The organism is Paenibacillus sp. GYB003, from assembly GCF_036577625.1.
Lineage (GTDB): Bacteria > Bacillota > Bacilli > Paenibacillales > NBRC-103111 > Paenibacillus_AB.
In genome coordinates this window covers 44,210-55,489 of the sequence record NZ_JARBDC010000014.1, presented here as the reverse complement: position 1 = coordinate 55,489, position 11,280 = coordinate 44,210, and the positions used below count along the sequence as shown (strand labels likewise).

At 61.4% G+C, this 11,280-nt stretch carries 8 protein-coding genes; 2 read left to right on the top strand and 6 right to left on the bottom strand.

The features are described from left to right. Nucleotides 1-75 precede the first annotated feature (75 nt). From PV407_RS08485 to PV407_RS08465, 5 genes are all read right to left on the bottom strand, one after another. Nucleotides 76-405, bottom strand: coding sequence for an antibiotic biosynthesis monooxygenase (locus tag PV407_RS08485; protein WP_332089483.1), 330 nt, complete (start codon nt 403-405; stop codon nt 76-78). Nucleotides 406-1,378: 973 nt separating this feature from the next. Then, nucleotides 1,379-1,657 (bottom strand): DUF2277 domain-containing protein, encoded by a 279-nt coding sequence (locus tag PV407_RS08480; RefSeq protein WP_332089482.1) that lies wholly within the window; start codon nt 1,655-1,657, stop codon nt 1,379-1,381. Between the two features lie 46 nt (nt 1,658-1,703). Next, entirely contained in the window at nt 1,704-2,456 is a 753-nt protein-coding gene (locus PV407_RS08475; protein WP_332089481.1) for a class I SAM-dependent methyltransferase, read from the bottom strand. Between the two features lie 45 nt (nt 2,457-2,501). Further along, complete coding sequence (locus tag PV407_RS08470) at nt 2,502-4,319, bottom strand: ABC transporter ATP-binding protein (protein ID WP_332089480.1); 1,818 nt, start codon at nt 4,317-4,319, stop codon at nt 2,502-2,504. A gap of 13 nt (nt 4,320-4,332) precedes the next feature. After that, nucleotides 4,333-6,075, bottom strand: coding sequence for an ABC transporter ATP-binding protein (locus PV407_RS08465; protein ID WP_332089479.1), 1,743 nt, complete (start codon nt 6,073-6,075; stop codon nt 4,333-4,335). A gap of 274 nt (nt 6,076-6,349) precedes the next feature. Here PV407_RS08465 and PV407_RS08460 point away from each other — a divergent pair, with 274 nt between their 5' ends. After that, nucleotides 6,350-8,092 carry an ABC transporter ATP-binding protein gene (locus PV407_RS08460; protein ID WP_332089478.1) on the top strand — a complete coding sequence of 581 codons (1,743 nt, stop codon included), beginning with the start codon at nt 6,350-6,352 and terminating at the stop codon, nt 8,090-8,092. After that, nucleotides 8,089-9,891 (top strand): ABC transporter ATP-binding protein, encoded by a 1,803-nt coding sequence (locus tag PV407_RS08455; protein WP_332089477.1) that lies wholly within the window; start codon nt 8,089-8,091, stop codon nt 9,889-9,891. The genes PV407_RS08460 and PV407_RS08455 overlap by 4 nt, the downstream gene beginning before the upstream one ends. A gap of 55 nt (nt 9,892-9,946) precedes the next feature. Here the strand turns inward: PV407_RS08455 and PV407_RS08450 are convergent, their stop codons facing one another. After that, entirely contained in the window at nt 9,947-11,140 is a 1,194-nt protein-coding gene (locus PV407_RS08450) for a YhgE/Pip domain-containing protein (RefSeq protein WP_332089476.1), read from the bottom strand. Nucleotides 11,141-11,280: the final 140 nt, after the last annotated feature.

Sequence of the window (11,280 nt, the reverse complement as noted above, 5' to 3'; positions counted from 1 at the left end):
CGCGGGCGCTTGCCCCGCTGGCGGTTGCCCGGCGTGCGGGCGGCAGCGGAGCTAAACCGCTGCGCTGCGTTCTTTTTACGGCGCGCTGTCGGCTTTCTTTTTGACAAATTTCACGTCGTACAGTCCGCCTTCCGTGCTGACGATAAATTCAGGCTGCGCCTGGCCTCGTCTCGCCCGATGTCCGGCGATGTGCGCCTCGCTTTTCTCCCACTGCTTCCAATGCTCCTCCGACTCCCAGCGGATCAACACGATGACTTCTTCGTCGCCGTGCCGTACTTTTTTCACCATAACGGTCAAATCGACGAACCCTTCCTGCTTTTCGATGATCCCTTCCCCGCTAAACCGGTCCACAACCCGGCCGGCATGACCTTCGGTAACGATCGTTTTCCTCATTTGAACGAACAAGGCCGCAGCTCCTCTCGAAATGATACTCCCGTCCTCATTATAGATGATAATGATTCTCATTGTCAAAAAAACAATGTCGGAGCGAGGCGGAATCATCATCCGTACGGTCAACACATCGACAGTAAGTGTTTCTGGTAGAGTGAACGGGAAAACCTCCCTCTATTTCTCCCGACTCCCCCGCTACGGGATATTTTAACGGGAAAACAACCCGTTAATTTCAACCGGATCGCGCTTTTCGCCGATGCGTCGCCGATTTAACGGGAGCTTTTCCCGTTTGTTCGTACCCACTCCCTGTTTCAAACGAATTAGCAGGAGCTATTCCAGTTATAGTCGGGTTACTTGGCCGTATAAGGGACGCCGTACGTGGAAAACGAAGTTGCCGCGTCCAAGTTACTTGATAAGGCAAGGGGATTCGTGCCCTTGTGAGCGCATTAGCAGGCAGGAGCTATTCCAGTTATAGTCGGGTTACTTGGCCGTATAAGGGACGCCGTACGTGGAAAACGAAGTTGCCGGGATAACTTCGAAACTGCGTCCAAGTTACTTGATAAGGCAAGGGGATTCGTGCCCTTGTGAGCGCATTAGCAGGCAGGAGCTATTCCGGTTATAGTCGAGTTACTTAGCCATGTTAGGGATGCCGTACGCGGAAAGAGAAGTTGCCGGGACAACTTCGAAACTGCGTCCAAGTTACTTGATAAGGCAGGGGGATTCGTGCCTGGAGAGCGCATTAGCTGGCAGGAGCTATTCCAGTTATAGTCGGGTTACTTGGCCATGTAGGGAGCAACGCACGCAGAGAGTGAAGCTACTGGAAATTTTTCGGTACTGCCAATCTAGTTGCATGCCCAAGTCAAAGGGAAGCGCCGGAAGCGATAAACAAAAGGAGTACCCGACAGAGTACTCCTTTTTGGTCCGGCCTCCGACGCCCGTCGCCCGTACCCCGGTGTCCCCGACCTTGCCGACATCGCCGGCCGGCCGGTTATTTGCGCAGCGTTCCGAATCTTTTCGCGTTTCGGGCGCGGGCGCGTTCGAGCTCGACCTCGCGGCTTCGCGGCTCGGCGTTCGTCACCAGCGAATGCAGCATCGTGCGGGCAACCGCGGTCACTTCTTCGACGGCGCGGTTGAATACCGCCTCGTTCGCCTTCGAGGGCGTGTTGAAGCCCGACAGCTTTCGTACGAATTGCAGCGAGGCGGCGCGAATTTCGTCTTCGGTAACGGGAGGGTTGAAATTGAACAACGTTTTAATGTTGCGGCACATGCGCATGCTCCTTTCGTCCGCGTTTGCGCCATTGCCGGTCGCGGCGTTACGCTTTGCGGGCGACGATCATGAACCGCCGCTCGTTCGTTCGGATTCCTTCGGCGGTCGCGTTCTTCTCGATAAAACGCCGCAAGACGTCAAAATCGCCCTCCGCCCGCCCGAAATCCGGAACGATCGGCGTATGCTTCAGCACAAACAGCAAGTCTTCGTACCTATCATAATACACGTCCGCATCGTATTCCAAACACCGAATATCGGCAAAACCGGCCTCCCGCAGCTCCGCAACGCACGTATCGCGCAACGCCCCGTCCCGTTCTCCGTATGCCTGCCCTCTCCCGAACGCTTGCTTCAGGTTCCGTTTGTCGCCTTCGCCGACCTGCTGGGTCATGAACAGGCCGCCCTCCGCCAGCACTCTCGCCGCTTCCGATGCCGAAAAAGGCGAATGCCTGCACGAGACGACGTCGAAAAACCGGTCGGGAAACGAAAGCCGCCGCGCATCCATTTGCACGAAGCGGACGTTTCGCCCGTCCTCCCGTTTCAGCCGGCCGTTCGCCGCTTCGATCATCGCGGCCGACCGGTCGATTCCGACCAGCAGCAAAACGGAGCCGGCGAGCGCCATCGCGTTTTCCCCGCCGCCGGTTCCGATGTCGAGCGCGACGTCCGTGCTTTTGCAGCGGCGGGCCACTTCCTCGTAGAAGCTCCACCGGTCGCCCTCCACCGTGCATTTCACTTTGCTGAAATCCCAGCCGTTCGCGGCGCCGACCTGCCCGTAAAACCGTCTATAATCGATTTCGTTCATCGCCCTCATCCTCTCGGCCGGCCGCGTCGTTGCCCGGCCCGATCCCTATTGCGGCCTGGCCGGTTGAACCGGAACCGCCTCGGTCGCGCCGCCGGACGCGGCATCCGGGGCGAACGCCTGCAGCGGCGCACGCTCTCCTTTTTGCAGCTGATACATTTTGTAATACCGGCCCTCCAGCGCCATCAGCTCCTCGTGATTGCCCCGTTCGACGATTTCGCCGCGGTGCAGCACGAGAATTTGGTCGGCTTCGCGAATCGTCGACAGCCGGTGCGCGATCACGAGCGTCGTCCGCCCTTCGCTGACGACTTTCAGCGCCCGCTGGATGAGCCCTTCCGTTTCGCTGTCGATGCTCGCCGTCGCTTCGTCCAAAATGAGGATCGCCGGATCGAACGCGAGCGCCCGGGCGAACGAAATGAGCTGCCGCTGGCCGGACGACAGCGTGCTTCCCCGCTCGATCACCGGCTCGTCGTAGCCGCCGGGCAGCTGCTCGACGAACGGCGCCGCCCCGACGTCGCGAAGCGCCCGCTTCACTTTGTCCAGCGTAATGTCCGGATTGTACAGGCTCACGTTGAATTTGATGTCCCCGGCGAACAAATACGGGTCCTGCAGCACGATGCCCATATGCTTGCGCAGCTCCTGCTTCGACATCGTCGCGATGTCGCGCCCGTCGACGGTAACGGTCCCTTCGTCCGGCTCGTAGAAGCCGAGCAGCAAGTTCATGACGGAGCTTTTGCCCGAACCGGTATGGCCGACGAGCGCGACCGTTTCCCCTTTGCGGGCTTCGAACGAAATCCGCTTCAGGACGGGCTCGCCTTCCTTGTATGCGAACGTCACGTTGTCGAACTTCACGTTGCCTTCGGGGCGGCGCGCCCCTTCCGCCCGCTCGACCTCCGCGCCGTCGATGTCCATGATCGCGAACACTTTATCGGCGGACACGAACGCCCGCTGTGCATTCGTCAGCTGGTCGAAAATGCCGATAATCGGCTGAAAAATGCGTCCCAAATAATCGATGAACGCATAAAACACGCCGAACGAAATCGCCGTTTGCAGCGACTCCCGGCCGAAATACCAGACGACCGCGGCCGTCACGAGACTGCCGATCGTCCCTACGATATTGCGCGAGGAAAGCGAAAAGACGCGAAACTGCTTGATCTGGTTCACATAGCGGTCGTTGTTGAGCGTCTCGAATTCGTCCAGCGTCGTCTTCTCCCGGCGGAACGCCTGAATGATCGGCATGACCGAAATCGATTCGTTGATCATCGCGTTCATGTCGCTGAGACGGGCGCGCATAATCGAAATGTACACCTTCGAATATTTCAGATGGACGGCCATAATGAGCGCGAACAGCGGCGGCAGCAGCAGGCAAGACAGCGCGAGCCGCACGTCCAGCACGAACAAGGCGACGTAAATGCCGAGCAGCTGCACGAAGCTGACGACGAACGTCGCCATGAAGCTCATGAACAAGTCGCGGACCGCCTCCGTATCGTTGGCGATGCGCGATACGACCTGCCCGATCGGCGTATTGTCGAAATAGCGCAGCGGAATGCGCTGGATATGCTTCATCAAGTCCATGCGGATGTTTTTGATAATGCGCAGCGCCGTCGATTGCAAAATATACGCCTGCGAAAAGTTGCCGATCCCGGCGGCCAGAAGCAGCGCCATATACAGCGCGATGAGCCCGAGCACGGAGGCCAGGTCGCCGGCGCCGCCGGACAAATGCCGGTCGATGATCGTTTTCGTAATATACGGTCCGCCCAGCTCGGCGCCGACGGCGCAGCACAACACGAGCAGCGCGCCGATAATTCGGAACTTGTAGACGAGCGCATAACCGATCAGTCTGCTCGTCGTGGATGGCTTCGGCATGATACGCCTCCTTTCATTGGTCCAGGCTCGCTTCCATTTGCTGGCGGTCCCACTGCTCCTTGTACCAGCCGCCCAGCAGCATGAGCTGGTCGTGGGTGCCCGCCTCTTGAATCCGCCCTTCGCCGAGCACGATAATCCAGTTCGCGTGGCTGACGGCGGACAGCCGGTGCGTCGCGATGAGCGTCGTCTTGCCCGCGCGCTCGCGACGAATGTTGTGCAAGATGCGGCTCTCCGTTCGGGCGTCGACGGCGGACAGCGCGTCGTCCAGCAGCAAAATGTCCGAGTCGACGATGAGCGCCCGGGCGATCGCGAGCCGCTGCTTTTGCCCGCCCGACAGCATGACGCCCCGCTCCCCGACGACCGTATCCAGCCCTTCGGGCATCGCCGCGATATCGTCCGCGAACGAAGCCAGCCTCACCGCTTCCGCGATTTCCTCCGGCGTCGCGTCCGGCTTGCCGAGCGCGATATTGTCGCGAATCGACTTGGACAGCAGCAAATGCTCCTGCGGCACGTACGCGATCCACCGCTTCACCCGCTCCAGCCCGATGCGCTCGATCGGCACATCGCCGATGAACAGGCTTTCCGGCTGCACCGGATATTGGCGGAGCAGCTGCTTCAGCAGCGTGCTTTTGCCGCTGCCCGTTTTGCCGACGATGCCGAGCGTCTCGCCCCGCTCCAGAACGAACGAAACGTCGGTCAGGCTCGGCTGCGCCGCGGCCGGGTAAGCGAAGCTCAGCTTCCGCATCTCGATCCGGGCCGGAGCCTCGACCGCGATCGGGTCGTCCGTGTCCGGCACGTCGGTTTTCTCGCTGAGCGACGTATCGAGACGGTCGCTCGACGCGGTTCCGCGCTGCAGGACGTTAATGAATTCGCCGAACGAAATCATCGGCCAGATGAGCATGCCGAGATAAATGTTGAACGAGATCAGCTGCCCGAGCGTAATTTCGCCGCTCAGCACCATATAGGAGCCGTAGCCGATGCCGATCGAATAGCTGACGCCGACGATCAGCGAGATGGTCGGCTGAAACAGCGCGTTCAAAATCGCCACCCGTTTGTTTTTGTTCATCACGTCCGTCACGACGCCGTCGAACGCGTTCAAATCGCGCTCCTCCTGCACGTAGGAGCGGATGACGCGAATGCCGGAAATCGATTCCAGCGCGTGGTCGTTCATTTTGCCGAACGACGCCTGCGCTTCGAGGAAGCGGGTGCGCACCTTTTTGCCCAGCTTGCCGATGACGACGGCCAGAAAAGGCAGCGGAACGAGCGCCGCCAGCATCAATTTGAAGCTGATCGTGGAAATCATCGTCACGATGACGACGGACGCCCCGACCAGCGTGTTCACGAGCGTCATGACGCCGTAGCCGGCGGTTTGGCCGATCGCCAAAATGTCGTTCGTCGCCAGCGCCATCAATTGTCCGGTGCTGTTCCGCTGGAAAAAGCCCGGCGTCATTTTCGTCAAGTGGGCGAGCAGCCTGCCCCGCAGCAGCTTCTCGATCAGCGCGGAATTGCCGAACAGCGTCGTAATCCAGACGTAGACCATGACGTACAAAATTAACGACAGCCCGACGAGCAGGGCGACGGTCGAGCTTAGACCTGAGGCGGTCAAATCCCCCTCCCGAATATGGTCGATCGTGTTCCCGATCAGCTTCGGCGGCACGGTCGTCAGCAGGCTGACGGTCGCCATCAACCCGATCGCCAGCGCGTAATAGCCCCACCGTTTTTGAAAAAACCACATTAACCGACGTACGAAAGCCAAGCCGTTCACCTCTCCTCGTATCCCTAACAACCCTCATTATAGCACATATGTTCGCCTTTGCGGATAAAGATTCCGCAGGCGGGGCCGATTCGTCTATCGTATCATATAACGCTCGCCCTAAAGTTTTTTTTAGTTAATTTCTACCTGCGGCCGCTTCGGATTTCGTGTATGATGGGGATACGAAAACGAAGCTTTCGCATGGATTGGCACTTCCCGCTCCGGGCCATCGAACCTGGAGCTTTTCATTTTTTTCTCGGTAAAGGGGTTGCGTGTTATGCCGCAAAAATCGGGATCGATCGCCTGGCTGTTCCGCTATATCGCCCCCGTCAAAGGCCGGATGGCGCTCCTGCTTGCGGTTCTGTTCATGGCGACCGCGCTGCAGCTGATCAACCCGCAGATCGTGAAGCGGTTCATCGATACGGCCGCCGCCCAAGAAGCGGTATCCGGCTTGCTCGGGCTGGCCGGGCTGTTTCTCGTCGTTTCCGTATGCAACCAGCTGCTGACGGTCGCGCTCAGCTACCTCGGCAACGACGTCGCCTGGCGGGCGACGAACCGGCTGCGCGCCGATTTGCTGCACCACTGCCTGCGGCTCGACATGCGCTTTCACAACTTGAAGACGCCCGGCGAAATGATCGAGCGCATCGACGGCGACGTGACCGGCATGTCCAACTTTTTCGCGATGTTCATCGTGCAGATCGTCGGCAGCTTCGTTATGCTGAGCGGCATTCTCGGCTTCATGTTCGCCTACAACCGGCAAATCGCCGTCGTCATGACCGTTTCCACGCTGCTGTCCGTCGGCGTCATGGTCGCCATCCGCAATACGGGCGTCGCGACGTCGCAAGCGGAACGGGAAGCGAGCGCCCGCATGTACGGGCTGATCGAGGAACGGATCGCCGGCATCGAGGACGTGCAGGCCAGCGGCGCCGTTCCTTACGTGATGAACCGGTTTCACCGCGCGATGCGCGCCGTGTTCGTGCGGGGACGGAAAGCGTGGATGCTGCGGGTCGTTCCGTGGAACGCCACGGTCGTGCTGTTTACGTTCGCGGTAACGGCCGTGCTGCTGCTCGGCGTTCATCTGTACTTGCTCGGACAGGTGACGCTGGGCGCGCTGTTCCTCGTTTTCCAATATACGCAAATGCTGAACGAGCCGATCGAGCAGCTCGGCAACCAAATGCAGGAGTTTCAGAAGGCGAAATCCGGCATGCGCCGCTGCCGCGAGCTGCTGCAGAGGGAGAGCGAAGTCGCCGAGGGCGCTTCGGCGGCGCTTCCGGCAGGGCCGCTCTCCGTGCAGTTCGAACGCGTGAATTTCGGCTACAGCCCGGACAAGCAAGTGCTTCACGACGTCAGCTTCGAGCTGCAGCCCGGCGAGCTGCTCGGCATCGTCGGCCGAACCGGCAGCGGCAAGTCGAGCGTCAGCCGTTTGCTGCTGCGGCTGTACGACCATGACGGCGGCGTCATTCGGATCGGCGGCGTCGATATCCGCGAGCTGCGCCTGGACGCGCTGTACCGCCGGGTCGGCATGGTCACGCAGGACGTGCAGCTGTTCGACGGGACGCTCCGGGACAATCTGACGCTGTTCGACCCGGACGTATCCGACCGGGACGTGCTGGAGACGATGGCGAGGCTCGGGCTGAAGCCTTGGGTCGACGGCATGCCGCAAGGGCTGGACACCCGTCTGGCGGCAGGCGGAGCATCGCTGTCGGCCGGCGAGGCGCAGCTGTTTGCGCTCGCCCGCGTCTTTCTGACGAAGCCGAGCCTCGTCATCCTCGACGAGCCGTCCTCCCGGCTCGACGCGGCGACCGAGGCGACGCTGCACGAAGCGACGATGCGGCTGCTGGACCGCTGTACCGGCATTATGATCGCGCATCGGCTGTCGACGCTCGGGAGGGCGGATAAAATCATGGTGCTCGGCGACGGACGCATTCTCGAATTCGGCTCCAGGGAGGAGCTGGCCCGCGATCCGTCGTCCCATTACGCGCAGCTGCTCAAAACGGACAGACAGGAGGAGCCCGCATGAGCGTAACCCGGTTTATGATCAGGCTGTTCCGGTTCCGGCCGACGCTGTTCGTCGTGAACGGCGCGCTGTGGGGACTGTTTCATTCCATCCCGGTGCTGCTCGGCCTCGGGATGCAATGGTTTTTCGACCGCGTGTCGGGCGGCTCCGGCAGCTTCCTTTGGCTCGCCGTTCCGCTCGCGTTCGTCGCGTTGGTCCGGCTGACGCGGGTAGGCGTGTTTTTCGCCGCCTTCTTCGAATGGGTGACGTACATTTACCACGTCCAGGCGATTTTGCGCACGAACATGCTCGCCGGCATCATGCGCTGGCCGGGACGCAACCTGCCGGCGTCGCCGGGGGAGGCGATGACCCGCTTCCGGGAAGACGTCGACGAGGTTGTCGAATACGTCGAATCGTGGGTCGACTTTTGGGGACGGCTCGTCTTCGCGGTCGTCTCCGTCGCGATCATGGCTTCCGTCAATTGGCAGGTGACGGTCGTCGCCATCGTGCCGCTGCTGGCCGTCACGCTGTTCAACAATTTGTCGGGCGCCCGGGCGAGGCGGTACAGCAAGCTCAACCGCGAGGCGACCGGCCGCATTACCGGCTTCATCGCCGAATGCTTCGGCGCGGTTCAGGCGATCAAGCTCGGCCAGGCGGAACGCCACGTGCTGAACCGGTTCGTCAAGCTGAACGAAGACCGCCGGCAAGCCGCGCTGCGGGACAATTTGTTCAAGCAGTGGATGCGTTCGCTCAACCAGCACGTGCTGAACGTTTGCACCGGACTCATCCTGCTCATGTGCGCCTCCGAGATGCGGGCGGGCCGGTTTACGGTAGGCGACTTCGCCTTGTTCACGTCGTACCTCGCCATGCTGGCCAACAGCGTCTCGCTGTTCGGCTACATGGTGTTCCAGCACAAGCGGCTGCGGGTCGGGCTGGACCGGATGCGCGTCCTGTTCCGGCCGGGCGAGGAAGACCGCCTGATCGAGCACCGCGACATCCATCTGTACGGCGATCCGCCGGAACCGCCGGCGCCTGAACGAAAAGACGGGGAACGGCTGCGCAGCCTCGAGGTGAAGCGTCTGACGTTTACGTACCCGAACTCCGCGAACGGGATCGCGGACATCAGCTTTCGCCTGGAACGCGGCACGTTTCTCGTCGTGACGGGACGAATCGGCTCCGGGAAATCGACGCTGCTGCGGACGCTGCTCGGCTTGCTGCCCAAAACGGGCGGAGAAGTGCATTGGAACGGGGAGCGCGTGGCGGAGCCCGCCCGCTTCCTCATTCCGCCGAGGGCGGCGTACACGCCGCAAGTGCCGCGCCTGTTCAGCGATCCGCTGCGGGAAAACATGACGCTCGGCAGTCCGGAATCGCCGGAGGCGCTGGAACGGGCCGTCCGGCTCGCGGTTATGGAGAAAGACATCGTCGATCTGGAGAAAGGTCTCGACACGTTCGTCGGACCGCGGGGCGTCATGCTGTCCGGCGGCCAAATCCAGCGCGCCGCGACCGCCCGGATGATGATGACGCGCGCCGACCTGCTCCTGTTCGACGATTTATCGAGCGCGCTCGACGTCCATACGGAAAAGCTCGTCTGGGAACGGCTGTTCGCGGAGCGCGACGTCACCTGCATCGCCGTTTCGCACCGCAGGGCGGCTCTCGCGCGGGCCGACCATATTATCGTGCTGAAGGACGGGAGGATCGAGGCGGAGGGGACGTTGTCCGAGCTGCTCGCGACAAGCGAAGAAATGCGGCTGCTGTGGCAGGGAGAGCCGTCCCCGGACGAAGAGGACGCGAACGAGGCGGCTTCGGCGCATGCCGCGAACTAGGCTTACGTCAAAAGGAGCATCCGTCGGAGAGACGGGTGCTCCTTTTTCGCCTGTCTTAACGTCCTTCCGCCGCGGCCGATACGGCGCCGCCGTTCCGTTCGCGGGCCCCGCCCTTCCGCAAAGCCGAGGCGAGCTGCAGCGCGAGGCCGACGCCGGCGACCCACCAGAGCACCGCCGCATTCGGCGCGGAAGACGCGACGCCGTCGAAATAAAGCGTCTGCCTCAGCTCGGATGCCGCAAAACGGAGAGGCGTCCACGAATACAGCCAGTCGTGCGTCGCCCGGGGCAAAAATTCGGGCGCCAAATTCAGCACCGGCATGGAGAAAAACATGAGCAGCACGAGAACGGCCATCGCCGGCAAGCCGATCCATACTAGGAGCGACGATTGCAGGAAGAAAAACGCCAAGCCGGCGAGCCATAACGCGAGCCACACCTTTCCCGCGTTCGCCAGCTCCATCCCGTACCAGCCGGAGGCCATCCAGACGATGAAGCCCGAGACGGCGCCGGTCAGCACAATGCCGACGATCGTCTGCAGCAGGACGGTCGTCCCGCTGCGCGCCCCGTCCGCCGCCGTTTTGCGGGCGGTCAGAAACAAAATCGCGCTGGCGATCAGGCAGCCGATCCACAGAATTTGCGTCAGCATGCCGGGCGCGCTGCCGCTCGCGTGATTGGCACCTACGGGATGCACCGTCTCCTCCCGCACCTCGATCGGCGTCAGCAGCGACTGCGCGGCGGCGACAGGCAGCTGCGGCGTTTGTTTGCCGATCGAGCCGAGAGCTTGCTTGGACAGCTCGTGGCCGATCAGCTTCATCGCCTGCTGAAGAATTTGCTTGACCGCCGTCGCCGCCTGCATGTTCATCCCGTCGTTGGATACGATTTGAACGACGCCGGGCCGCGGCGAACCGGTTTGGAGCGAAAGCACCCCGGCGCTCATATCGGCCGGCAGAATGAGCGCGCCGTAGTACGCTTGCGCATCCATTCCCGCCCGCGCCTCCGCCTCCGTACCGACGACGTCCCATTTCACCGGCAGCTGCGCGTTCGCGAGCAGCTTCTCCTTCACCATCGCGCCGACGGCCAGCGTTTCTCCGCTGGGCAGCCGGACCGGCTCGTCGAGGACGACGAGCGCCACCGGCAGCGCCTGCGGCTTCGCGCCCGCGATCGATCCGATCATCGCCGCGCCGAAGACGGACAACGCCGCAAGCGCGCCGAGCACGCCGAGCCATAACGTTTTTTGCTTCAACAATGCCATTCCGGTTCACTCCCCGCATTATAATGAACAAGTTGTTGATTAATTATCACACTGTTAATTATAATGGGGACAGCGGAATGCGCAATAATCAGTGTCCGGCTTCGCTGTTCATTAATCGTCAGTCCGGACGCGGACTGTTC